Genomic DNA, 25,008 nt, shown 5'->3' with positions numbered 1-25,008 from the left:
GAGTCAATATGGATACCTGGATGTACCTCTCCCAGGGCTTTGCGGTGGCACTCACCCCGGAAAATCTGGTGATCGCCCTGATCGGCTGCTTTGTCGGCACCGTGGTCGGCCTGCTGCCGGGCCTTGGCCCCATCAACGGGGTCGCCATCCTGTTGCCGCTGGCTTTTGCCCTGAAACTGCCCCCCGAATCGGCGCTTATTCTGCTCGCCACCGTCTATATCGGTTGCGAGTATGGCGGGCGGATCTCCTCGATCCTGCTCAACGTGCCGGGGGATGCCGCCGCCATCATGACCGCGCTGGATGGCTACCCCATGGCCCAGCAGGGCAAGGCGGGAGTTGCCCTCTCCATCTCGGCGGTCAGCTCCTTTGTCGGCTCCATGCTCGCCATCGGCGGGATCATCCTGTTCGCTCCGGCGCTGGCGCGCTGGTCACTGGCCTTCGGCCCGGCGGAGTATTTCGCCCTGATGGTGTTCGCCATCGCCTGCCTCGGCAGCATGATGAGCCAGAACCCGCTCAAGTCCTTTATGGCGGCGCTGATCGGACTGGGGCTCGCCACCGTCGGGGTAGATGCCAACACCGGCGTCTATCGCTTCACCTTCGACAGCGTTCACCTCTCGGATGGGGTGCAGTTTATCGTGGTGGTGATCGGCCTCTTCTCGGTGAGCGAAATCCTGCTGATGCTGGAGCACACCAGTGGCGGCGGCAAGCTGGTGCGCACCACCGGACGGATGCTGTTCAACTTCAAGGAGCTGGTCCATTGCACCGGCACCATGTTGCGCTCCTCCACCATCGGCTTCTTCGTCGGCATTCTGCCCGGCGCCGGTGCCACCATTGCCAGCGCCATCACCTATATGAGCGAGAAGCGACTGGCGGGGCCCAATGCCAAATTCGGCGAAGGGGACATTCGCGGTGTGGCCGCGCCGGAGGCGGCCAACAACGCGTCGGCCTGTGGCTCCTTTATCCCCATGCTGACCCTAGGGGTGCCGGGGTCGGGTACCACAGCAGTGATGATGGGGGCGCTGACCCTCTATAACATCACCCCGGGCCCCACCATGTTCACCGAACAGCCTGATGTGGTGTGGGGACTGATCGCCGCCCTCTTGCTGGCCAACGTCATGCTGCTGGTGATGAACATCCCCATGGTGGGGCTCTTTACCCGCATGCTCTCCATCCCGCTCTGGTTTTTGGTGCCCGCCATCGCCAGCGTCTCGGCGGTGGGAGTCTATGCGGTGCACAGCACCACCTTCGACCTGTTGCTGATGGTGGCCCTCGGGGTCTTTGGCTACCTGCTGCGCAAGATGCACTTCCCCATGTCACCGCTCATTCTGGGCTTCGTGCTGGGTGAAATGCTGGAGCAGAACCTGCGCCGCGCCCTCTCCATCAGCAATGGCGACACCGCCATCCTGTGGAGCAGCGGCATCAGCCAGACCCTGCTGGTACTGGCCATCGTAGTAATCACCCTACCCCCGCTGGTACGCCTGCTGCGCCGCCGCAAAGCCGATCCGCTGATCCCGGACGCCCGCCCGGAGCAGGGAGCCTGACCTGATAAGACAGAGATGACGGGTTTATTGATACAAAAGGGCGAAATCTGAACGATCTCGCCCTTTTTACAGACCGCATCCATCTGTCACTAACGGTATAAAAACACCCAATATATCAACGCTAATCGCCCCGCGTTCTCTGACACCTCAAGAGTCTAAAACTGACGTCATTCAGCAGGTCTTATGAGCAAGCCGCTACGTGACAAGGAAATATTCAGACTGGCCGCTGTATCCCTTGTTCTCGATCTGTATTCCCCACCGAGTCAGGGGGTGGCAAGCCTGATAGTGAGCTTGAACTGGCAATTAAACGCCGGAGGCTCTACCGGACAACACCTGTTTGGATCAAATGTGGATTCGGAGGAAAAAGAAAAAGGCCACTATTTCTAGTGGCCTTTCGTAACTCTTTGATTTTAATGGTGCCGAGGCCTCTCTCGAAACATTAACCTATCTACATGATTTTAAATATAAATTTATAATGTGAATGTTGCTTATACCCCCAAAAGTACCCCCACCACAGTGGCGGTGGCATCTGTACCTCTGGAGCATGAGGGGATATTTCAAGATTAAACCCCAGCTCTATCTCGAGGAAATTGTCTTGTTGGAGGGAAAGTAAAGTGTCGAGCCGGTCAGCTCCCTATCGACCAACACCGGCGTACCGAGCTAACCCTGCGAAATATCGGGTCAGGTCACCAGCGTCACCAAAAACAGCTGGCAAGCAGCTCCCTATTGTCCCCACTTTCCTAGCTTCACACCCACCGAGTTGTTTTTCGCACCGTTGTATTTCGTTTTGCGCACTTCTGCGCAATTGCGCATTCTCCCGCGCCCTAGATTTCCCTCCAAAGGCTTGCCACATAAGGGATTGATGAGAATTGCGCAGTCCTTTGTATTTCGATTATGCGCAGTTCCAATGCGCAAATAAGTGCGCAATTTGCGCAGTTTGTAGTGCGCATCTCAATGAGAATTGCGCAGATGCTCAGAGGGGGCAACCGAGTAAACAGGTTCATCCAGAAGCTGCAACGCAAAGCAGTCACAGTAGATACCGAATAACCGTTTTTGGATTTACAGGTTTGTGTCAGGGGGTAGTCGACACGATCACTTGCAGGGAGCCACCTGATGAACACAGCTAATGGCCAGGGAATGGCGCCGCATGAACAGGGTCCACCAGATGGCGGCAGGAAGCATAACTGACTTTGGTTGAAAACATTAGGGATTTTCCCACCAAGCCTGCTCGTGGCTGACCTTAAAAATAGAGATGTATCTGGCGTCGGGCGATCCGGTGCCACAACTTATCAGCCTTGTTCTAAAGCTGTTATGGGGGCTGAGTATTGATGATGCCTCTTACTTGATCACAACGGTGGAAAGATGAGGCCATTTCTTCATCATGTAACGGTAGAGTTCTGGGTGCTTTTTAAGATTTTCTCCAGCAACAGGCTCAGGCTTTTCCTCTGGGTAAATGGGTTTGCCATCAGCGACAAAATGTTCAACACCACGCAGAGCAAACTTTTTGCCATTTCTGTAAGCAAAATATTTCACATCACCGGGATCGAGCCCTCCGCGACAGGCCATTGAATAAGAGAGCAGCAGATAATAATCCCCCTTGCCGGTGAGCTCGACGACCTCAAATCCGGCAGGGTTGATATTGATGAACATATCGAGGTTGCAGTTCGTGACACTGTCATACAGGCCCCACTCCTGCTCACCGTTCAGGGTGCCCAAACCGGTAATAGCCAGAGAGCGACTGTCTTCCTCCGTAGCCGGGATCTCATCGACCGACAGAGTGACCTCATGCTTGCCCTGGGTATCAAGCCACAATGCCTTGTATAGCTGTTCGCTGCTATAAGCCGGTGCTGCGCCAAGCAACCCAGCAAGGACTATCCATTTCATGGCCACTAACCTCTGTATTTCTCGTTGTTCACTGTCTTGGACTGCACAAAGGTCGCCTCATCGACGATGCCCGCCATTAGAGGTCAAGTGAGCCTAATTGGCAACCAGTTAGACCTTACCAGGCAATATAAGCTCGCTGCATCATGTCGAACACATAACGCATATTGTCATCGCTAGGTTCATCCTGCCCCAGAAAGCGCACCTTGATACCCAGATATTGAGCCCAGGCGACCCCCTTTTTAAATTCACGCCATTTATTATTTTTGGCACATGCCTCCAGATAGTGATTGAGCAGAGGGCGCTGATTTTGGCCTGCTGCATATTTCGCTGCATCAAATGCGATCGACAGTTCCCGATAAATGCCAGGCCAATCGTTAGCATGAAAAAGGGTCTCGGCTCGCAACCAAGGCACCATCCAGGCACAGACAGATGATAACTGGTAGCTCTCTAGCTTTGCGATAAACCTGTCCACCTCGGATGGCTCGCAGTTGGTTTTTTTAAGCTCAAGAAATTCGGCAAGGCACTCGATGAATCCTTCCGGGATATGTTTTCTTTGCTCTTGTTGCCTATCAAAAAAATCGAAGACAGGCCCCACTACATCTTCACCATAGTGGCTCAAAAACCACGCCTGTTGTTCAGCGGACAAGTTATGGGGGGCTTCCATAACAATGGACTGAATGTGATTGGCGGCATCAACCATGATATCGGCTCTTTCACGCCAGAAACGCTCTGTGTAGTCAGCATGGATACTGTCCAGCATTTCAGACGGGATTTGGGGGTGATGTGCCATCTCGTCAAAAAAACGAGAAAGCGTCTCCATTGGACCTTTTAGCCAGTCGGTATGACGCTTGAATTGTGCCAGCAACTCATTCAGATAGTCGCGGCCATAGAGCTCATCAATGTCCTGACTAATGATGGTGGCGACCCTTGCCACAAACAGGGTCAACAATATGCTCTCTTTCTGCTCAGCCAGATGAGGATAAGCTTCCAGCGCTTGCATGAAATTGCGCTGCAATGCCTCCCAGCTGGGAATATGTTTGCCGGTGAGCCAGTTCTGGGCACTATCCAGTTGATTAGCCTTCAAGTGATCATTACTCTTAGCCCCCTCGGAGGGATAGTGAAACTGGCTCTGATTCACGCCACTTAGCTGATATACCCATGTCATCGCCTTGCCTAGCGGCCAAGTGACCGAGTTATCGTCAATCGTAGGCAAAAACCAGTATGGCTCTGTAGGGGAAATAAGAGCCTCACTGGCAAGATTGATGCGTGCCGGATGTTTGTGAAGGGAGACTACCAATCTGGGAATAAAATATGAAGACAATATCCAGCGCAGGCTTCCTTTTGTGTCCTGATAGGTGCCATCATCGGTAATAACATTACCATAAACCAGAACAAGGTCTCCGATAACATCTGAAATAACCTGCAATACCTTGCGATTTTTTATGCTGGCAGAGAGGATTTTAATAAATACATCGCCCAGCTCTTGAAAGCTCTTATTGATATTCCCCTCTTCTGCTGCAAGCCTTTCCAACGCTTTCTGATATTTCTTTTTCTCTTTATCACTTAATGAGTGGGCATGTTCATACTTGCTTGGAATGATCCCTGTAGCCCTGAAGGAATACTTGACAACTTCACCCAGGGTTGGAAAACCGGCCGTCATATTGAATCTCCTGATAAGCGCCTGGCTTGCCAGGCGCTCCTTTTATTTCTGGTTGGGGTTCAGTTGTTTACCGCGATGGCCATGTACCTTGGCATTGGCCTGATTGGTGCCATTGCTACCTTTGTTGGGGTTAAGCTGATTGGCGTGATGGTTGGCATTGTGTTGATTTTGAACGCCTTTTCCAGACTTTGACATAATAAGATGCTCCTGCTTGTTTCAGTGGAGCCTTGAGTCTATCTAGGGCTCGATACTCTGTCTTTCGGAGAATTGGCGACGAAGATTTTCGGCCAATCTATCTGGCCATAAGGTTGATTTCATACCGTTTTAAAAGAGTCGACACCAGTATCACAAGGCAAGCTGGCCGCAGCTTGTAGTGCGTCCGGTAACGCTTCGCTAGGCGCACCTACGCTCTTGCCCTTGAGTGTGGCTCTCATCATCACTACCGAAGGCTCGATCTGAGGGTTGGAAAATTAGATTCCCTTTTTTGTGTAACGCATCTAATATTCCCATATTGGGAACTTGGAGCGGCTATGCAGGTCTTAGGACGAGATAAGCTGGAAAAATTCAGCACCAAACATGCGGACGCCAAACCCTCTCTGGATGCCTGGTTTAGCGAAGTTTCCAGCAAAAGCTGCCTCTGGCAAACCCCTCAAGACATCAAGCAGCGATACGCATCGGCAAGTTTTCTTGCGGATAATCGGGTGATTTTCAATATCAAAGGGAACAGCTACCGCCTGGTGGTCAAGGTTCGTTATCAGAACGGGCTAGTGGTGATCGAGTGGGTTGGAACCCATGCCGAATATGACAAGCAGTCTTTCTAAGGTGACGCTATGTACACTGTCAAAGTGATTAAATCTGAACATGAGCACGAGCAGGCTTTGGCTCGACTGATGGCTTTGATGGATGCCAATCCGCAGGAGGGATCTCTTGAAGCGGATGAACTGGAAGTGCTGGCGCTGCTTATCGAACAGTTTGAGGCCGAACACTACCCGATCGACCCGCCAGATCCCATTGATGCCATCTGTTTTCGCATGGAGCAGATGGGTCTAAAGAATAAGGATCTGGTGCCCTATATCGGCGCTCCCTCCAAGGTCTCTGAAGTGCTCAATCGCAAACGGCCACTGAGCCTGAATATGATCCGGCAACTGAGCCAAGAGCTGGGTATTCCTGCCGACGTGTTGATCCGGGAGCCAGTTCAGCAGCAGGTGAGCGATATGGAGATCGACTGGCTGGCATTTCCGCTGACACAGATGCGCCAACGAGGGTACTTCCCTGATTTCACGGGCTCTTTGGCCGAGCTTAAAGAGTATGCGGCCGAGCATATCAACCGTTTTATGGCCCCTATTAACGGCTTTACACTGAAACCGGCCATGCTCCGCACCACGGCACATCTGCGTTCGAACGATAAGCAGACTGACAGCTATGCCGTGTGGGCGTGGCAAGCTCAGGTGTTGCGTAAAGCTCAAGCTGAACCACTTACTACTCCCTATCAGCCTGGAACGGTAACCGCGGATTGGATGCGCCAACTGGCGCAGCTTTCGTGGTCAGAACAGGGACCACACCTCGCCAAGGAGTACCTGAACCGGGCGGGTATTCATCTGGTGTTTGAACCCCATCTGGCCAAAACCTATCTGGATGGCGCGGTTTGCATAGGGCATAACGGCGCCCCCGTAGTGGCGTTAACCCTGCGCTATGACAGGCTGGATAACTTCTGGTTCACCCTGCTCCATGAACTGGCGCATATCGCATTGCATATGGACGGCAATCAGACCTGGTATCTGGATGATCTGGATGCAGAGGGCGGTGATGAGATTGAACAGCAGGCCGATGCGCTGGCCCAAGAGAGCCTGATCCCGGCGAGCAACTGGTCTGCGGTGACCTTAACGACTCCGGCCGCCGTTACCGCCCTGGCGAAAACGCTGTCGATTTCACCCTGCATCGTCGCCGGGCGGATACGGCATGAAACTGGCGACCACACCCTGTTTAGTCGCCAATTCAGGGATAAAGTGAAAGCGGTATTAGGCATGGCTTAATAGGGAGGTTAATGACCTCCCTGATTTTTTATAATTGGCCGGAGAAGGCTTTTTTAGATATAGAATTAAAAAGCTCATAACTTTTCAAAAAATCATAGTTGCTTTTTTTTATGAGCCGTTGATGTCCATTTACAATCTCATTGTATGTATTTTGCATATCTATTGATGGAATAGGAATTATCAACTCAGACAAGGTTTTTTGGCTAATATTCTGAATATTAGCACCTTGACCACCGCTAAGTAATAGTTTTCTCATTGATGGTATTTTCAAACAATGACTTAAGTATAAATTACTTAATGAATCTTTATCATTGATTCGATATCTAATGCAAAATCCACTAAATGTCACCTTGCTGCCTTCTGGATAAACAATAACATTCCGGCCAACAAGCTCTTTATTTCCATTAGAGCGAACGAAGAGAATATCGCCCTCATCAACAAAATAATCGTTCTTAGGTAAGGAGGATAGATTTATTTTAGATAGTGAACTCACACCCTCTATTCGGTCTAGGGATTTAAAATCACCAACACCGATACAGAACACCTCTTCACCAACTTCACTACTGGTATAGTTCAGTCCATTTTTAAAATCACCAAAATCTATTAAGGAGCCTGTTTTCCAACCAAGCGGGTTGGTGACGGGATCGCCGAACATATCGAGGAAGACGCTGCGCAGGAAATCATCGGCGAGGGCGATGGCTTGCTGGCGCTTCTGGCGGATGGCGTCGGCCTTATCCAGAATCGCGGCAATGCGTTTCTGCACTTCAGGTGAAGGAACAGGAATAAGTATCTTGGATGCGTCCCCTTTGGTTAATTTCGCTCTGGTTGCACCCTTTATATATGGGGTTACATCGTATCGTTGTAATACTCTATACAGGAAGTTAATATCAACCCCATCTTTTGGCTTTAGAACGTGAGCATGGTTGTTAACCCAATATTTCCCATTTGCGATATAAGCAATGTCTCTATTCGGATTTCCAAAATGACCTCCATCTTCAGCAAGCAAAATTAATGGCTCGTCAAAGATGTAATCATCAATGGTTCCCTGTGGTCCATTTGCACCGTAATAAATGAAGTCGCCTTCAGTTCGCTCCGATGCTTTTATTGGTTTCCTTAAGTTATCAAGAAAATCTACAGCTTTATCTAAAGAAACGATTGGCCATGACTTATCGAAATCGCAGGCTCGCAACATCATAACATTTTCTCCAGCTCTGCCAGATCGGCCAGAATTTCCGCTTCCAATGCCTTTAATTTCCCCAAAATGACCTTGGGGTTTTCATAGCTCTCCTCCTGATAGACAACCTCTTTATAGCGGTTGATGGAGAGATCGTATTTTTGGGCGGCTATCTCGGCCTTGGGCACGATAAAGGCTTTCTGGGTGCGATCCTGATAATCCCGCTCAACACCCGCCTCGTCTTTCAGATGCTCGTTATTGGGGAACTGCTCGGCGAGCTGGCGGCTGAGCTGGTTGCCGATAAAGTTGCCGACCGGCATATGAGCCTGCTTGCGGTAGTGCTGCCAGCTTGAGACCAGATGGGGCAGATCGTTCTGGCTTATTGGGCTCCGCTTGTCATCGAGGCTGTAGCCGTCGTTTTGCAGGTCATAGAACCAGACATTGCTGGTGGCGCCGCCCTTGGTGAAGATGAGGATTGCGGTGGCGACCCCGGCGTAGGGCTTGAACACGCCGGAGGGGAGGTTGATCACCGCCTCCAACTGGTTGTGCTCCACCAGCAGCTCGCGCAGTTGCACATGGGCCCTGGATGAGCCGAACAGTACCCCCTGCGGCACGACGGTGGCGCTGCGCCCGCCGATTTTGAGCATTTGCAGGATGCGGGCGATAAACAGCAGCTCGGTCTTCTTGGTCTTGACCTTGCCGAGCAGCTTGGGGTCGATGTCCTCCTCGTCCAGGGTGCCGGTAAAGGGCGGGTTGGCGAGGATCAGGTGAAAGCCTTCGTTGCTGGCGTCCGGGAAGTGATCGCGAAAGCCCTGGCTGAGGGTGTCCTGATAGTGGATGTCGGGTTGTTCGACTCCGTGCATGATGAGGTTCATGGCAGCGATACGCAGCATGGTGGCGTCGAAGTCGTAGCCGTGGAACATGTCGGTATCGACGTGGTGGCGATAGTCGGCGAGCAGATCGCCGGCGAAGACTTGTTGTTCTTCCAGCTCGCCGCGTTCGTTGGCCACCAGCTGGCTGTGGACGTTGTCGGCACTGGTGTAGCGCTCGACGATGTATTCGTAGCTGTTGGAGAGGAAACCCGCCGTGCCGCAGGCAGGATCGCAGATGCGTTCATGGCGGGCGGGGTTGGGTTCCATCATCTCGACCATGGCGCGAATGAGGTGGCGCGGGGTACGGAACTGGCCGTTGATCCCGGCGGTGGTGAGCTTGGAGAGCAGGTATTCGTAGAGATCGCCCTTGGTATCGCCCTGATCGATGGGGAGGGATTTGATCATCTCCACCGCGCTGACCAGCAGGCTCGGTTTGACGATCTCCAGCCGGGCATTCTTCATAAAGTGGCTGAGGATGGAGCCCTCGTGGTTGAGGCTGCGGAAGTGATCGAAGACGCCGTCACGCACCGTCTCCAGCATCTCGTCCGCCCCCAGATTGGCGTAGCGGGAGAAGCGATAGTCCTGCTCGAACTCGGCAAAGCGGTGTTTGAAAGGAATGCCCGCCAGCACCTCCCGCTGCTCGTCCTTGCTCTCCTGCATGTCGAGCATGCGGGAGTACATCAGGAAGGTGATCTGCTCGATCACGGTCAGCGGGTTGGTGATGCCGCCGACCCAGAAGGCTTCCCACAACTTGTCGATATTACTTTTCAGTTCGCCGGTGATCATGATTGTTCCATACAAGATTGAGAGGCTGCTGGCGCGTCAGTGGGCGGCCAACAGACTAGAATAAGCGGCCCGCACAGGGCGGGCCATCAGTGCCAGATTGGAATGGCCGCGATTGTACCGCGATTTTTGGCTGGATGGGCATTGATGCCCCTTCCGCTTTTTAGGGCACCGCCTTTCCGGTTTCGACGGCAAACCCGTCGACGATGGCCTTGAGGGCCATGACTTGTGCCATATCGGGGAAAACCCCGGCCACCCCCTGACTGTTGACCGAGGTGAAAGGTTGCTCGAATAGTTGTTTCATCTCGATGGTGCCAAAGGTGCGGATATGGTTTTTCAGCAGATCGAGGAAGCGCATCTGAACCGCACTGAGGTGATGTTCGGCGGCGAAGGCGGTGAAACGCGCGGCCACCGCCTCTCCATCCATCCCCACCAGGGTACGCAGGATCTTGTCGAGCCCTGCACTGGCTTCGGGATAGAAGTCGGTCAGTACCTTGATATCGACGTTGGGGTTTTGCACCAGCACCAGTTTGCGCAGTTCGTCCAGTTCCTGGTCGGTAACCGGCTGACCACGACGGATCTTTTGCAGCACCCGGTTGCTGTCAAACAGGGGTTCCAGCACACCCTGTACCTGCTTGCGGTAGAGTTTGAAATCCACTGATTTGATATTGGTCTTACGCTGGCCGGTCTGATACTCCCCCTCGTCTTCCTTGATGTTGGTGACCAGCGGCGGGCTTGAAGGAGTGGGGTTTTTCTCCATCAAGTGCATGATGTCGCGCAGGGTGATGCGAGCGTGTTCCAGCTGATCGAAATCAGCCTGCTGCCACCAGAGCAGCTCGCGCAACTGATTGATCAGTTCGCCGTGTTGCTGTACCTGCGCCAAATGGGGCGGCAGCAGTTCCACCTTTTCCGCCACCTTGTGGTAGCTCTGCATCAACTGCTCCGGGTTGTCATAGAGCGCCTGCTGGGCGGCGATCATGTCCATATCAAAGCGCAGAGCATCACCTTGGCCGCGTACATCGAGCCACTGCATCAAGGGGGCCATTTCGGTGAGCAGCGCCTGCTGGGTAGCCGGTGAAAATTGCCGCAGCACCTTGGGATCGCTCAAGCGTGCCTTCTCTTTCCAGTGCTCTTGTACCGAGATGGATCTGTCATCCAGCGCATCGAGTTGGGAGCGCAGTAGCAGGGTCACCTTGTCGAGCGCATCCCGGTCAAATTTCTTCAAGGCGCTGCGCCCTAGTTGCAACCAGGCCTCGAAGCGTTGCTGAGCGAGGGATTTGCTGACCGCAGGCTCCACCTCTTCGGGCTCCTGCTCGAAGTAGTCGAACACGCCCCAGTGATCGAAGATGCGGAACTTCTCCTTGTGCTTGCCCGGCCCGAACAGATCTTTGCACAGGCGGGTGCCGCGCCCGATCATCTGCCAGAACTTCACCTTGGATCGCAGCGGCTTGGCAAAGACCAGATTGACCACTTCGGGTACGTCTATGCCTGTATCAAGCATATCCACCGAGATGGCGATGGTAAGGTCGTGGTTTTTGCCATCGCCCTTGAAGTCGTCGATCAACTGCTCGGCACGGGGGTCGTAGTTGTCGATCACCTGGCAGAACTTACCCGCAAACTGGGGGTATTGCTCATCGAACACGGCTTGCAGCAAGAGGGCGTGCTGGTGGTTGCGGGCGAAGATGATGGTCTTGCCCGGCAACTGGCCATCCTTGTCCTTGATGCCGTTCTCCATCAAGTTGCGCATGATGGCGGCATTGGTCGGCTTGTTGTAGATGGCCTTGTCGATACTCTGGGCATCGAAATCGAGCTCGTTGGGGTCGATGCCGTCATCTTCCAGTTGAGCGATCTGCTCATCGGTCAGGTTGTCGCGTTTGATCCCCTCGCGCAGGAATTTGGTGGTGTGAGTCACCACCTCGTAGGGCACCAGATGATCATCTTCGATGGCCTTTTCCAGCGAGTATTCGGCGGTGGGCATCTTGTAGTCACAACCGAATAGCTGGCAGGTGGAACGGCTAACCATCTCGACTGGCGTCGCGGTCAGGCCCACTTGCAGGCAGTCGAAGTATTTGAACAGATCCCCGTAGACGTTGTAGATGGAGCGGTGGGATTCATCGGCCACGATGAGATCGAAATAGCCCACATCGAACTGCTCCATGATATTGAGCATGCCGGGATAGGTGGCGATAAAGATGCGGGCGGTCTGCTGGGTCGCCTTGTCACTGGAACCGACTACGCAGAGAGGGTCGCTGATAAATTCGTTGAAGGCGTTGCGGGCCTGTTTGCGCAGCTCCTTGCGGTCGCACAGAAAGAGCACCCGTTTCACCCAGCGGGCATCGAGCAGCAACTTGGTCAGGGCGATGGAGACGCGGGTCTTGCCGGTGCCGGTGGCCTGCACGATCAGGGCGCTGCGCTTTTTATTGCTGAACGATTCCGCCACGCGGCGAATGGATTCCAACTGATAGAGGCGAGTCCCGCCCCCGGCAATATTGGTGTCGATGGGGGTTTGCAACAGATCCTTTTTGCTGGTGCGCTGCTGGATCAGGTGTTGCAGGCTCGCCTTGCTGTAGAAGCCGAACAGGCGGCGTGGTGGATAGCCATGAGAGGGATGATCATCCCAGATAAAGATGTCGTAGCCATTGGTGTAGAAGATGACCGGGCGCTGACCGTATTTCTCCTCCAGCCAGTCGGCATAGAGCTTGGCTTGTTGGCGTCCTGCTTCGGCATCGACCTGAGTGCTTTTCGCTTCAATCACCGCCAGCGGCTGGTGGTTGTCATCCCACAACACATAGTCAGCGCGCCCCTTACCTGTCTTGGTGGGCTGCTTGAGGGTGGCTTCTTCCTGACTGACTTGTTCGGTATCGCTGCCATCATCCGAGATATCCCAGTTGGCATCGAGCAGGCGGGCATCGATAAGGCGGCGGCGAGTCTCGGCCTCGTTCATGTCGAGCAGGCTGACCGCTTGCTGGTTCTTCAGACGGGATTGTTCTAGGCGAGCTTTGAGCTCGTCGGCCTGCTCTTTGGCTTGCTGCAGGTCACGCAGAATAGCGATCTCACGCTCTTCGGCAGCCTTGAGGGCGGCACAGGCTTTTTCTAGCTCATGCGCCTTTTTCTTCAACGCATCCGTTGTAATTTCAACGGGTTGCTGCGCTGGCTGGGTGAAACTGCCACATTCCTGCTGATTGCCGTTGTCGTAGCGGATATAGAGCCAGGCGGCGATCAGCCACCCCTCTTTGAGCAGCCAGACCGAGTGCTTCTGCTCGCACTTCTCGCCGTGAGCGGCTTTGTTGCCGTATTGGCGCAGGATATCGAGTTTCCCGTGAATGGGCTTTGGCATCAGGTCGACAAATACATCGTCCTTGATGAGATCGAACAGGTTGGGTCGATAGCCTTGGGGCAAACGCTCTTCCCGGTAAATCCAACGCACGATCAACTCGACCATGTTGCGCAGTTTTACCAGTGAGGTCTCCGGGTCGTTGTAGACATATCTCTCCGCCATCGCCCCCAGATCGGCTATTTCGGGCCATTTGCGGCGCAGCATTTCGAAGTTCAGTGACTTGTTTGGCATGGTCGTCAATCTTCCAGAAAGTAATCCGAATCCAGGGTCTTGATGGTGAGGGTTTGGCGAGTGGTGACACCGACGCTGTATTCGATCATCAGGGCTGCGAGTCGGGCGCCGTCGATCAGCACGATGCGCTTCTCAATCAGTCCGACATACTCCCGTGCCTCACGGCTAAAGCTGGAGGTTGTGATAAAGACCCCCTTGCGGGCCTTGTGCAGATCCAGTGCCCCCGCGAAAGACTGGATCTCGGGACGCCCAACTGTTTTATCGGTGTAGCGCTTGGCCTGCAGGTAGATGGAGTCGAGCCCCAGCCGGTCTTCCTTGATGATGCCGTCGATCCCGCCATCGCTGCTGTAGCGAGTGGTGCGGGCCGCATCCTGCTGGCTGCCGCCATAGCCCATGGCCACCATCAGATCGACCACCAGTTGTTCAAAAAAACGAGGGGAAAGGCCCAGGATTTCGGTCAGCAGGTCATCGGCAAGAGACTGATTGATGGCAACCAGAGCCTGCTCAATCTGCTCTTGTGGTGTGCTGGCTTGCACGTTATGTGGCTCGTCCGCGGCATCGGTTGTGCCTTGTGTCAACTTACCTGTGCTTTCACTGGACGCCAGAGTAAAGGTCACGAACTCCTTGAACTGAGCCAGATAGTGGTTATCGATGTTCTGACCCGATGCCAAAGCAGCCTTACCCCGTTCGGTAATAAGGCAGACGCCCCGCTTGGGTTGCTCGATGAGCCCTGCCTTGACCAGATAGGTCTTGGCCCAGCCGACCCGGGAGCGAACCGTGGTTTGCCGCCCGCTCGGCAGGGAGTGAGCCAATTGCTCAGGGGTGAAAGCGTAATGATCGCAGACGGCCTGATAGACCTGACGCAATGGGAAGCTTTCGCCATTTTGCAGTACAGAGAGCACCACAGGCATCATGCGCTCATAGCTTGGTATGGAGTCACTCATGGAGAATTAGCAGGGTTCGACACGACATGGGATGTAATAATCCCATAAAACCGTGCCAATTTGTTTGAATTAGGACTCAAAAGGTCTCAAAAAGTACACGAGCGACTACCGAACGTTGAGATTTTAATCAATGAGTCAGAGCTGGTTGGTTTTTCAGTGCCAGGAACAGAAAGAGAGCCGCTCTGTTAGTGCGGCTCTCTCAGTGAACGTCGGTGTAGCTATGTGAGCTAGTCGCTATTTATTTTCCGTCACAGTGTCACTGAGAACCGGAACAGGTTGACGACGAACAATCCAGATAATAAGCGCCAGTACCAGTAATGGCAGAACAGGATCAAGCCAGGTGCCACCGGAACCAAACAGCAGGTTGAGCAGGGCTACGCAAGTACCGCCGATAGCCCAGGCGATAGTGGTAGGAATAGACCAGACCACCATTTGCTGCTTCACGTCGGATACCCCCATCATACGGTTAACCACCCAGAACAAGCTGTCGTTGAAGTAACCGAAGAACAGTGAGCCCATGGTTGCAGCTTGGGCAGCCAGCAACATGTTGACCCCGGGGATCTGCGCCAAGATTGGTGCCGAAATGGAGGCGGCCGTCACCATGGCGACTGTGCCAGAACCTTGGATGATGCGGACCAAGGTTGCCACGATGAAGGGGATCAGGATTGGGGAGATTGGCAGCAAAGCGATCTGCTCGGCAAGCTGCTGGCCAGCGCCGCTGTCGCGTAGAACTGCCCCCAACGCCCCCCCGGCACCGGTCACCAGCAGGATGATACCGGCCGATTGCAACCCCTCTTCAAGGCGCTCAGCGGTGGCGTGCTTATCCATGTGCGGCACCAAGGTATAGACCGCCAGCAGCACACTGATAGCGAGTGCGATTATCGGTGTGCCAATGAAGTTGACGCCCTGAACCAACGGGTTCTCCATCAGACCATTCACTCCATCCAGGGTGGCGAGCGTGGTGAAGATGGCCTTCAGGAAGATAAGCACGATGGGCACCAAGATCGGCAGCAGCGACAAGGTCAGGCTTGGCAAGGGCTTGCCCTCCTTCTCCTTGAGATACTGTTCGTAGGTGACCTGCAACTCATCCGGCGTTTTTTCCGCCTGCTGAGAAAACTCGGGGTACTTGCGGTCTAGCCACTGAGCGTAGAAGACGATGCCTATCACGCAGGGGATGGCCAGGGCCATGCCCATCAAAAGCATGGCGCCAATATCCACGTCAAACAGACCGGCAACACCGAGTGGGCCCGGTGTTGGCGGCACGGTGTGGTGGGTCACTACCAGGCCACCAGCAAGTGCAACTCCCAGGGTGAGCAGGGAACGCTTGCCGCTTTTCGCCAGCGCCTTGGCAACCGGGTATAGGATGACGAAGGCGGAATCGACAAAGATAGGAATGCTGACTATGTAACCGGTAATGGCTAGTGCCCACTCCTCGCGACGTTTGCCGAGCCATTTGATGAAGCTATAAGCGATCTGCTCTGCTGCTCCCGACACTTCCAACAGGCGGCCCATCATGACACCGAGGCCAATGACGATACCAATGCTGCCAAGGGTGGAGCCAAAGCCCTGGGTGATGACGGTGAGGGTCTTGTCGATGCTCATGCCTCCGGTGATCCCGGCGATACAGGCCGCCGCCAACATGGCAATCAGGGCATGTACCCGAGTGCGGATAACCAGAAACACCAATACGAAAACCGCAATGATAAGGCCAATGATAGGGGTAGGAATGGTGCTCATAATGCCTCCTGCAGGTCATGGGCTATAAAGCTGTCAATGATCTCAGCAAACGTCCTGTCTGCCATGAAGCCGGATGCCAATGCCCGGCTGTTGTCAATCTGTCCAGGCCAACTGGCGACGATGCGCTCGATGGCAGGATCGGCAGCAAACTGCACCCGTTCCAGCGCAGCCTGACCACCCGTTCGAGCGAGAGCTTCCATCATCTCGCCCACGGTAACGCTGATGCCGGGCAAGTTGATGCTGCGGAAATCGCCAGTGGCGGTAAGCCTGGCTGCCCGCAAGAAGTTATCAACTACAGTGGCGGGGCTTGAGAGCCAAAGACGAAGCTCGGGGCTCACCGGGCAGATGGCGCTCTCCCCTTGCAGAGGCTCGCGGATAATGCTGCTGACAAATGATGAGGCGGCGCGATTCGGCTTGCCTGGTCGTACGCAGATAGTGGGTAGCCGCAGAACCAGCCCATCCACATAACCTTTGCGGCTGTAATCGTTGACCAGTAATTCCCCCATCGCCTTCTGCGCGCCATAAGAAGAAGTCGGGGTAAGCGCGGTGCTGTCGTCCACAATCTCAGGCAGTGGACCGCCATAGACAGCCAGCGAGCTGGTGAATACAAAGCGGATGCTAGGATGGGCATGACGGCATGCCTCCAGCAGGCTGCGGGTGGTGTCCAAGTTGACCTTCCAGCCGAGATCAAAATCCTGCTCGGCGTGGCTGCTAACGATGGCGGCAAGGTGATAGACAATGGCAGTGCGTTCGCATATCAGAGATTCGGCCACCCCTGGGGTAGTCAGGTCTGCCTGTAGGCAGCGTACGCGTGGATCGGGCAGGCGCTGTGGCTCCTGAATGTCTACCAACAGTAACTCGCTGAAAGAGACTGTACTCTGCAACAGGGCACGAGCCAGCTTTTGTCCCAAAAAGCCGCCGCCTCCGGTGATAATTATCTGCATATCGTTATCCTCAGACTCATTCGTGTGTAGGGTAGTTATTGCTTTGTCAGCCAGGTCAGTCCTTGCCGGGTATTGCCTCTGGGGTTGTATTCACAGCCGATCCAGTCGTGGTAGCCCACCGCCTCCAGTACCTTGAACAGGTGCGGGTAGGCGATTTCCCCTTCGTCCGGCTCGTGGCGATCCGGCACTGAGGCGATCTGGACGTGGCCAATAGCCGAGCCCAGCTTGCCGATGAGACGGGTCAGATCCCCGTCCATGATCTGGGCGTGATAGAGGTCAAGCTGTACCCCTACGTTCGGTCTGTCTATCTCCTCTACTAGCGCCAATGCATAGAGCTGGTGAGCCAGAAAGTAGCCTGGCACGTCGCGATCGTTCAGCGGCTCCAGCAGCACCTTGATGCCGTCTTCTGCCAAAAAGTCGGCGGCGAAGCGGATGTTTTCTACCAAGGTCTGGCGATGGGCGGCAAAGCTGTGGGCCGGATCTACGATGCCGCTCATGGCGTGTACCTTGCGACATCCAAGCGTCAGGGCGTAGTCACGCACTGTTGATAGGTGGCTGCGAAACTCGGCTTCCCTGCCGGGGATGGCAGCCATGCCGCGCTCCCCCATCGCCCAGTTTCCCGGCGGCATGTTGAACAGCGCTTGCGTCAAGCCGAACTGCTGTAACTGGCAGGCGAGCTCGACGGCTGGCCACTCGTAGGGGAACAGGAACTCCACCGCTTCGAAGCCAGCCTCACGGGCCGCAGCGAAACGTTCCAGAAACGGTAACTCGGTAAACAGCATGGTGAGATTGGCGGCAAATTTGCTCATGGTTTCAGACTCCTTAATTCCTTGATTTCTGGTTCGTTCAGATAGCGGATCTGCCTGCCTTGCAGCAGCAGGGCCAGGCGAGCCGTCTCTTCCAGTTCCTCCATGTTGTTGACCGCCTCGACCAGATCCTTGCCAGTGACCACGGGGCCATGGTTAGCCAGCAGGAAGGCGTTGCCATCAGGAGCACGGCGACCAAGTTCCTCAGCTATGCGTACATCCCCAGGCTTGTAGTAGGGAATGAGCGGCAGCTGGCCAACTCGCATCACGTAATAAGGGGTAAAGGGACGTATCACATTGGTCGGATCCAACCCCTCTAGACAAGAGAGGGCGGTTAGATGGGTGCAGTGCAGATGTACCACTGCCTGACAGTCCGGATTGTTGTGGTAGATAGCGAGGTGGAAAGCCACCTCCTTGGAAGGGCGGTCCCCCCCGAGGTGTTCACCGCTCATGCTCACGGTTGAGAGACGAGTCGGATCGAGCCTGCCAAGGCTGGAGCCGGTTGGGGTAGCAAGCAACGTGCCATCCGGTAGTTTGGCCGAGAGATTGCCAGCACCGCCTGTGGCATAACCCCGTTCGAAAAGAGATGCGCCCAGCATCACCATGGTGTTGCGCAGAGCCTGTTCAGTCATGGAAAAACTCCTGTGCCCGGCTGAAGAAGGTGTCGTCACCAAAGTTGCCCGATTTAAGCGCCAGTGAAAGCGGTGCGTCGGTAGCTCGAACCCATGGCACGCCGGGAGCAATCTGGGGGCCTATGTGGAAAGCTGCGATGCCCAATGCCTGGGTAATGCGGCTTGAGGTTTCGCCGCCAGCGATGATGAAGTTATCCACGCCGGCCTCTTTCAGCAGCACGGCCACTTGTGCAAAGCATTGCTCCACCGCTTTACTTGCCGCGTCACGGCCATGGCGTTCCTGAATGACAGCTAGCGCGTTCGGACTGGTCGTAGCGTGGATCATAGGGGCAGGAGAAACCGGTTGGTTCAGGACCCAACGGGCCAGCATGGCCGGATAGTCTGCTTGTGTCAGGCAAGCAGCCACATCAAGAGCCAGTGCCGGCGCAACAGCTCGATAGTGTGCGACCTGGCGGTTGGTCATTTCGGAGCAGGAGCCCGACAGCACAACTGCGCGGGTACCGACTGGCCGTCCTGCCTCACGGGCAGCGGCCAGATTACCGCTGCCGAGCAACCGGGCCAAACCGATGGCGAGTCCGGAGCCACCAGTGACCAACGGCATATCGATAGCGGCCTCAGCAATGTCCAACAAATGCTGCTCGGTAAGGGTATCTACCACGGCGTAACGGACACCATCTTGTTTAAGTTGTTCAAAAGCGTCAGTAATGGCACGAGGGCCCCGCTCGATGATGGCGAACGGCACCAGTCCGGTACGCCCCGCGGCCTGTGCCTCCATCAGTCGCAGCAAATTACTGTCTGTCATAGGAGTGATGGGGTGGTGTCGCATACCAGACTCAGCGAGCGGCTGGGCACCAACAAAGAGATTTCCTTGATAGACGGTACGCCCGTTTACCGGCAGCGCTGGGCAGATAAGCGTGAACCTGCTTTCCAACGCCCCCAGCAGAGCGTCAGTGACCGGACCGATATTGCCGGCTGCCGTGCTGTCGAAGGTAGAGCAATATTTCTGGTAGATGCGTGGACAACCGAGTGCCTTGAGCCAGTCTAGGGCAGCCAAGGTATCGCGCACCGCCTCGTCAGTCGGGCAGGAACGGCTCTTGAGGCTTATCACCACAGCATCAACTCCCGTCAGGTCCACCGCTGCAGGGATACCGGAGAACTGGATTGTGGCGAGGCCGTTTTCCACTAGAAAACCTGCGATATCGGTTGCGCCGGTAAAATCGTCTGCAATAACACCAAGTTTCATGCTGCGCCCTCCTGTTCCGGCAGGATTATCCCGTTGAAGATCTTGATGACAGCGCTGTCGTCTTCCTTTCCATGACCGGCATTGCTAGCCGTGAGGAACATATTGAGAGCAGTGCTAGCCAGCGGCAGCGGGAAGTTCAGCGCCTTGGCTGTATCAGCAACCAGATTGAGGTCCTTGACGAAGATGTCGACTGCCGAGCGAGCCTGATAGTCACCGGTCAGTACCCTGGTCATGCGGTTTTCGAACATCCAGGAATTACCGGCAGAATGGGTCACAACGTCATACATAAGGTCCAGTGAAACGCCGGCACGGCTTGCGAGTGCCATGGCCTCGGCGGCGACCGCAATGTGCACACCTGCCAGCAACTGGTGGATAATCTTGACTGTGCTGCCTTGTCCTGGCTCGCTGCCGATCCGGTAGACCTTTCCAGCCACAGCATCGAGAACCGGCCGCAAGTGTGCAAAGGCAGCGTCGGCACCAGCAGCCATTACTGTCATCTCACCCGCGTCGGCTTTAATTGCACCGCCTGAGACTGGGGCGTCCAGCATCAATAGTCCGAACCCTGCCAACTCGCGAGCAAAAGTGGCAGCCTCATCTGCTGAGATAGTGGAGGAAATCATTACGCCCGTTCCCTGTTTGAGATGAGCGGCCAAACCGTTCTCGCCAAACAGGATTCTGCGTACTTGGGTTGCGTTGACCACTAGCAGTAGGACTGCGTCCAACGTCTCTGCTAAGGGGCGGGCGTCGGCCATAACAGCAGCAGCCCCGGCGGCCTGCAGTTGCTCTCGAGCGTTCTCGCAAAGGTCAATGCCATAGGTGACAAGCCCGGCCCGCAGGCAGGAGCGAGCTGCACCCATACCCATGGCACCTAGGCCTATGACGGCAACGTGATATGGTTTGCTCATCTGTTAGTTCCTCAATAACTACGGATGAGGCCATGATAGGGGCTTGAGGTGATCAAATATCAACCACCGATCACATAAATTAACTTTTTGATGTTAATATTTGTGATTAATCAAGTTTGTAGGATTTCCATCTCACTAAACATCGATTCTCATTGTGAATAAATGTGATTCCTGATGCTTTTTAAGAGTTTTTACCATTTTTTCCCATTCACCTGGGCTAAGATGGCTCCAGTATTTTGAACTGGAGATATCCATGATCCCGATAGAGCGGCAGCAACGAATTCTGCATCTACTGGCAGAACGTGGGGCAGTTAGTATTACGGAGCTCACTGAGTGGCTTCAGGTCTCCCATATGACCGTAAGGCGGGATATTCAGAAGCTTGAGGAACAAGGCAGGGTTCTGTCTGTTTCTGGTGGAGTAAGTCTGACTCAGCGTATTCGAAGCGAGCCCTCTCATGCGGACAAACGAACGTTAATGCAAGATGCTAAAGTCGCGATAGCACACGCGGCTGTTGAACTTATCGAGCATGGAAGTTCTGTCTATCTCGATGCAGGTACCACTTCCCTTGAGCTCGCTCGTCTGCTGGCCTCGCGTGATGACCTGATGATTGTGACCAATGATTTCATGGTATGCGGCTATCTGATTGAGTTTGGAATGTGCAATCGTCTATATCACACAGGTGGATTAGTAGTCCGTGACAATCAGTCTTGTGCCGGTGAAGCCACTGCTCATTTTTTGCGAAACCTGCATCTTGATATTGCTTTCCTCTCAACCTCCTCATGGGATGCAACAGGCATCTCTACACCAAGTGAACAGAAAGTGCCTGTTAAGCGTGCAGTAATAGATGCTGCAGCCAAGAGGGTTCTCGTTTGCGACTCATCAAAATATGGCAAAGTGGGGACATTTAATGTAGCTAGCTGGGAGGTGATCGACCAAGTTATCACTGATAAGAATTTACCCTTGGCAGCAGAAGAACTCCTTCTCTCCCACGGAGTTAAGCTGACCACGGTTGAACTACATGATTCGGGGCCTGCCACATTAATCAAATGATAAAGACCACACTTAAAAAGCAGCAGGAAACAAGAGGAACTCTCGTTAGGCCATTGCTTACTGGTTGTCGTCATTTGACTCATCATCCTATACAGGCCCAGTCATCAAAGTGACTCACATCTTCTTGCCCAGTAATGCGCCTCCAACGACAAACGTGTGATCTCGATCGACTGATTGCATTGTATATATGAAAAATCGGTGGCTACAGTGGCTACGCGGCTACAACTCCCTTCTAGACCACGCCATTGCTGTGTTTGCCGTGTAGCCACTACTCAAAAAAGTGGTGGCTACAGGTGGCTACACGCCTCTTACTGGGTGGCTACAGCCCCTTTTTGTAGCCACTGTAGCCACCATTTTTGCTTCTTTCATTAACAACGCCGAAATGGCATACCCGTGGCCCTTGGTTCCTGCTCACTGGGGTTATTCACCCCCTACGTCATCTCCTTCATCACCCAATACTCTTTCATCCAGCACATAGGCCCTCATCGACTTCCCCTTACCTGGCAATCTGCCCTACCGCAGTCGCTAATCATTATCTGGACTTGTGAGCTGATAGCTGGCCTCAAGGCACATGGGTAAATGTGACCTAATACACAAGAATGGCATCTCGTCTTGGAACACATCTTCTGAGTTGATAGCGATCAAACAAAATCATACCGTCTGGTCGGTATGATTCAGTAATGAACATGGAAACAGCACACCGTAAAAAAGATCCTGTCCGTTTGCAGGAACAACTGCTGGAGTCAGCAGCCACAATCGCTGCTCGAGACGGCATCGCAGCTCTGTCTTTGAATGCCGTAGCCACTGAAGCCGGTGTAAGCAAAGGTGGATTACTACACCATTTCCCTAATAAGCAATCACTGATCTTTGCTCTCTTTGCTCGTCTACTGGCAATTATGGAAGAGGCTATCTCAGCACTGATGGCTGCTGACAAGACTGAATATGGCCGTTTTACTCGTGCTTACCTGCACTATCTTTCTGCCCCTGAATTAACGGACACCCAGGAGAGTCGCCAGTTAATGGTACTTTCATTGGCCATGCCGGATGAACCAGTGTTGCGAAAATGTTGGCGTGACTGGATGCAGGCACATCTAGAGCAAGGTGATGAGTTGGACAATAGCCATACTGGTACGCTGGTACGTTATGCCGCGGACGGTATTTGGCTATCGGAGTTAACCGAAGGGCGCACCATGATTGCAACGCACCGTCAGGCGCTGGTTGAAACTTTGCATAATATGACGCTCCCCATATAAAGCACATGGATTGAGGCCGAGATGCGCTACTTCATCAATGCCCGCTTCATTTATGATGCGACAGATGGTTCCTTGACTCAGCGGGAAAGTGTTGAGCCGGACAGTCAATTATCCATTACCGCCAATGCGCTTTTTTATTTTTTCTTACGAAATACAGGGATCGTGAGCCGAGACGAGGTGCTTAAAAAAGTCTGGGATGATAACGGATTAACTTCATCGAACAGCAATCTCAACCAATACCTGAGCATATTGCGCAAGGCTTTTCGCCAGTACGATATAGACAATATCATCATCACGGTATCGCGCGGTTATTTGCAGCTGAATCCAGACGTCATAATTGAACCTATCGATGATGCTCCCGCGCCACCCAATGAAATAGCGACCCCGCCAGCCATGGTGGCAACCGCCGAACCGGTAATTGAGCCTGCAGAGTGGCAACTTCCCCTCACTCCACACTCACGAGGAATATGCTGGTATATCGCTGGTGGCTGCATGCTCGTTTTTGCCCTACTACTGGTGGCATTCGGTCTGTTGAATGACCGTGAGCCCCGCCCCCTTTCAATGACACAGATCCCCAATAACCAGTGCGAATTGCTGGCCAGCGACGAGATGCTGCGATCGGTCAGCGCCACGACCTACGGTAAGCATTTCGAGCAGGTGCGCCAGCGTTTGAACATCAGTTGCAAACCCGGCGAGCGTTTTTTGTTTTTCTACGGGGACAGACTGGAAACCAACGGCCTGGGCCGGGTATTTCTGGCCCACTGCGCCATGCACGAAGACAACCCGTTCAGCTACTGCGACAACTATTTCTACTACTCCTGGAAGCCGTGATGAGACTTGCGCCGCGTCCCTTTTTTCTCTTCTCCTGCACCCTGTTCCTCGCTGCGGCACTCTATGCCTGCTACCAGCTGCCGACCGAAAATGATGGCATCATGAGCTGCGCCACCAAAGGCATCATGCGCTTTGAGGACATGAACAAAGAGAACGTCAACGGCAACATCCACTTCAATTTCGGCCGCCAGGGGAAAGGCTCCATGGTGGTTGAAGGCTATACCGATTCGGCCGCAGGCTGGCTCTACCTCCAGCGCTACGTCACGTTTACCTACAGCAGCAACCGGGTCTCCTCCACCGAGCGTCAATACCGCATCAACAAATGGGAAGCGAGCGCCTCCTCCATCGATCAGTCGCCGGACGTGATCTTCGACTACTTCATGCGCGAGATGTCCGACAGTCACGATGGGCTGTTTCTGAGTGCCCAGCGGCTCAATAAGCAGGCCATACTGCTGAGCTCCATCAACTCGCCGCTCTGGATCTGCACCCTCAAATCCGGCAGCAAACTGAACTAGTTCCGGCAATACGGCGGCAATCCCGACCCAAGCGTCGACGACGCGCACATATCGCCCTGCCCCACAAGCTGACCCGCGCAAGCCCCTATGACGCCACCCCAATGCGACCTGTCCGCCTGTTTGCCCTAAAGGCAGTGCCGTGGTGACTGCCGGCCACCCCTTCCCCCGACTACACATCCGTGCCGACAAGACGCCCCTTGCGCATCACCAGGCAGGACCGGTTCCCGCTACTTTTCCAGCCCGTACCATCCCCCCTCACGCCGGCATCCACATGACTCGCGCCCGCTCTCAATGCAACCTCCCCCGTCTGGCCCGCCGTCACTACCTTTATCTCTCCTTCCCGTCACACCCGGCTCACTTTTTACATTTAGCGTCGCCGGCAAAACATGAGCTCCGCCACAGTTAGCTGCCGGCCAAATTACCTCTCGGCCCCCATCACACAACAACCCATTAACATCAGCCAACGATCTTTTCCCGGGCCTGAATTCGGCCTTATGCAAGGCATAAAACAGTCTCGTGGCCGCAGCATAAATAGATAAATGCGGCTTATAAAAACAATAAATTCAGAACAACAAACTAAATATTTCATTTTTACAGATTCAAATTCCACAAATACCGCCAGTACCTATAGT

21 protein-coding genes are annotated in these 25,008 nt (G+C 54.1%); 8 read left to right on the top strand and 13 right to left on the bottom strand.

Translation table 11 applies throughout. The features are described 5' to 3' along the window. Positions 1-8 precede the first annotated feature (8 nt). Positions 9-1,541 carry a tripartite tricarboxylate transporter permease gene (locus tag AB5Z05_RS15845; RefSeq protein WP_368152162.1) on the top strand — a complete coding sequence of 511 codons (1,533 nt, stop codon included), beginning with the start codon at positions 9-11 and terminating at the stop codon, positions 1,539-1,541. 183 nt (positions 1,542-1,724) lie between these two features. Further along, the gene (locus AB5Z05_RS15840) at positions 1,725-1,928 is read left to right on the top strand and encodes a hypothetical protein (RefSeq protein WP_108612213.1); all 204 of its coding nucleotides are present in this window, start codon (positions 1,725-1,727) and stop codon (positions 1,926-1,928) included. A gap of 951 nt (positions 1,929-2,879) precedes the next feature. On the opposite strand, the gene AB5Z05_RS15835 is transcribed toward AB5Z05_RS15840, so the two are convergent. The 3 genes from AB5Z05_RS15835 to AB5Z05_RS15825 form a co-directional block, all read right to left on the bottom strand. Beyond that, positions 2,880-3,425 carry a M949_RS01915 family surface polysaccharide biosynthesis protein gene (locus AB5Z05_RS15835; RefSeq protein WP_368152161.1) on the bottom strand — a complete coding sequence of 182 codons (546 nt, stop codon included), beginning with the start codon at positions 3,423-3,425 and terminating at the stop codon, positions 2,880-2,882. 115 nt (positions 3,426-3,540) lie between these two features. Further along, positions 3,541-5,085, bottom strand: a complete 1,545-nt coding sequence (locus tag AB5Z05_RS15830; protein WP_368152159.1) for a hypothetical protein — start codon at positions 5,083-5,085, stop codon at positions 3,541-3,543. 42 nt (positions 5,086-5,127) lie between these two features. After that, positions 5,128-5,280 carry a hypothetical protein gene (locus AB5Z05_RS15825; RefSeq protein ID WP_265435483.1) on the bottom strand — a complete coding sequence of 51 codons (153 nt, stop codon included), beginning with the start codon at positions 5,278-5,280 and terminating at the stop codon, positions 5,128-5,130. Positions 5,281-5,615: 335 nt separating this feature from the next. Between AB5Z05_RS15825 and AB5Z05_RS15820 the strand changes: the two genes are divergently transcribed. Beyond that, positions 5,616-5,906 (top strand): type II toxin-antitoxin system HigB family toxin, encoded by a 291-nt coding sequence (locus tag AB5Z05_RS15820; RefSeq protein WP_368152157.1) that lies wholly within the window; start codon positions 5,616-5,618, stop codon positions 5,904-5,906. A gap of 9 nt (positions 5,907-5,915) precedes the next feature. Next, complete coding sequence (locus AB5Z05_RS15815) at positions 5,916-7,118, top strand: ImmA/IrrE family metallo-endopeptidase (RefSeq protein WP_368152155.1); 1,203 nt, start codon at positions 5,916-5,918, stop codon at positions 7,116-7,118. Between the two features lie 28 nt (positions 7,119-7,146). Here the strand turns inward: AB5Z05_RS15815 and AB5Z05_RS15810 are convergent, their stop codons facing one another. From AB5Z05_RS15810 to ltnD, 10 genes are all read right to left on the bottom strand, one after another. Beyond that, entirely contained in the window at positions 7,147-8,313 is a 1,167-nt protein-coding gene (locus AB5Z05_RS15810) for a restriction endonuclease subunit S (RefSeq protein WP_368152154.1), read from the bottom strand. Then, on the bottom strand, positions 8,310-9,950 hold the full coding sequence (locus tag AB5Z05_RS15805; protein WP_368152153.1) for an N-6 DNA methylase: 1,641 nt from the start codon (positions 9,948-9,950) through the stop codon (positions 8,310-8,312). The genes AB5Z05_RS15810 and AB5Z05_RS15805 overlap by 4 nt, the downstream gene beginning before the upstream one ends. Positions 9,951-10,110: 160 nt before the next feature. Next, positions 10,111-13,515, bottom strand: coding sequence for a DEAD/DEAH box helicase family protein (locus AB5Z05_RS15800; protein WP_368152152.1), 3,405 nt, complete (start codon positions 13,513-13,515; stop codon positions 10,111-10,113). A gap of 5 nt (positions 13,516-13,520) precedes the next feature. Next, positions 13,521-14,459: a restriction endonuclease gene (locus tag AB5Z05_RS15795; protein WP_368152150.1), complete on the bottom strand. Its 939-nt coding sequence runs from the start codon at positions 14,457-14,459 to the stop codon at positions 13,521-13,523. Between the two features lie 234 nt (positions 14,460-14,693). Continuing rightward, positions 14,694-16,196 (bottom strand): GntP family permease, encoded by a 1,503-nt coding sequence (locus AB5Z05_RS15790; protein WP_368152149.1) that lies wholly within the window; start codon positions 16,194-16,196, stop codon positions 14,694-14,696. Further along, positions 16,193-17,140: a D-erythronate dehydrogenase gene (denD, locus tag AB5Z05_RS15785; RefSeq protein WP_069526641.1), complete on the bottom strand. Its 948-nt coding sequence runs from the start codon at positions 17,138-17,140 to the stop codon at positions 16,193-16,195. The genes AB5Z05_RS15790 and denD overlap by 4 nt, the downstream gene beginning before the upstream one ends. A gap of 35 nt (positions 17,141-17,175) precedes the next feature. Continuing rightward, positions 17,176-17,949, bottom strand: a complete 774-nt coding sequence (gene otnI / locus AB5Z05_RS15780) for a 2-oxo-tetronate isomerase (RefSeq protein ID WP_368152147.1) — start codon at positions 17,947-17,949, stop codon at positions 17,176-17,178. Beyond that, positions 17,946-18,578: an aldolase gene (locus AB5Z05_RS15775; RefSeq protein ID WP_042056247.1), complete on the bottom strand. Its 633-nt coding sequence runs from the start codon at positions 18,576-18,578 to the stop codon at positions 17,946-17,948. The genes otnI and AB5Z05_RS15775 overlap by 4 nt, the downstream gene beginning before the upstream one ends. Next, on the bottom strand, positions 18,571-19,821 hold the full coding sequence (gene otnK / locus AB5Z05_RS15770) for a 3-oxo-tetronate kinase (protein WP_368152146.1): 1,251 nt from the start codon (positions 19,819-19,821) through the stop codon (positions 18,571-18,573). The genes AB5Z05_RS15775 and otnK overlap by 8 nt, the downstream gene beginning before the upstream one ends. After that, positions 19,818-20,726 (bottom strand): L-threonate dehydrogenase, encoded by a 909-nt coding sequence (gene ltnD, locus AB5Z05_RS15765; RefSeq protein WP_069526645.1) that lies wholly within the window; start codon positions 20,724-20,726, stop codon positions 19,818-19,820. Before ltnD ends, otnK begins: the two co-directional genes overlap by 4 nt. A gap of 253 nt (positions 20,727-20,979) precedes the next feature. On the opposite strand from ltnD, the gene AB5Z05_RS15760 reads away from it, so the two are divergent. The 4 genes from AB5Z05_RS15760 (at position 20,980) to AB5Z05_RS15745 (ending at position 24,376) form a co-directional block, all read left to right on the top strand. After that, positions 20,980-21,777, top strand: a complete 798-nt coding sequence (locus AB5Z05_RS15760) for a DeoR family transcriptional regulator (protein ID WP_368152145.1) — start codon at positions 20,980-20,982, stop codon at positions 21,775-21,777. A 680-nt stretch (positions 21,778-22,457) separates the two neighbouring features. Further along, positions 22,458-23,030: a TetR/AcrR family transcriptional regulator gene (locus AB5Z05_RS15755; protein ID WP_042056255.1), complete on the top strand. Its 573-nt coding sequence runs from the start codon at positions 22,458-22,460 to the stop codon at positions 23,028-23,030. 21 nt (positions 23,031-23,051) lie between these two features. Further along, positions 23,052-23,861: a transcriptional regulator gene (locus AB5Z05_RS15750; RefSeq protein WP_042056257.1), complete on the top strand. Its 810-nt coding sequence runs from the start codon at positions 23,052-23,054 to the stop codon at positions 23,859-23,861. Further along, positions 23,861-24,376: a FidL-like protein gene (locus AB5Z05_RS15745; protein ID WP_368152143.1), complete on the top strand. Its 516-nt coding sequence runs from the start codon at positions 23,861-23,863 to the stop codon at positions 24,374-24,376. The genes AB5Z05_RS15750 and AB5Z05_RS15745 overlap by 1 nt, the downstream gene beginning before the upstream one ends. Positions 24,377-25,008 lie beyond the last annotated feature (632 nt).

It is taken from the genome of Aeromonas sp. R2-4 (assembly GCF_040908365.1).
GTDB classification, from domain to species: domain Bacteria; phylum Pseudomonadota; class Gammaproteobacteria; order Enterobacterales; family Aeromonadaceae; genus Aeromonas; species Aeromonas veronii.
Note: the sequence above shows the minus strand (reverse complement) of the source record. Positions and strands in the feature narration are given on the sequence as shown.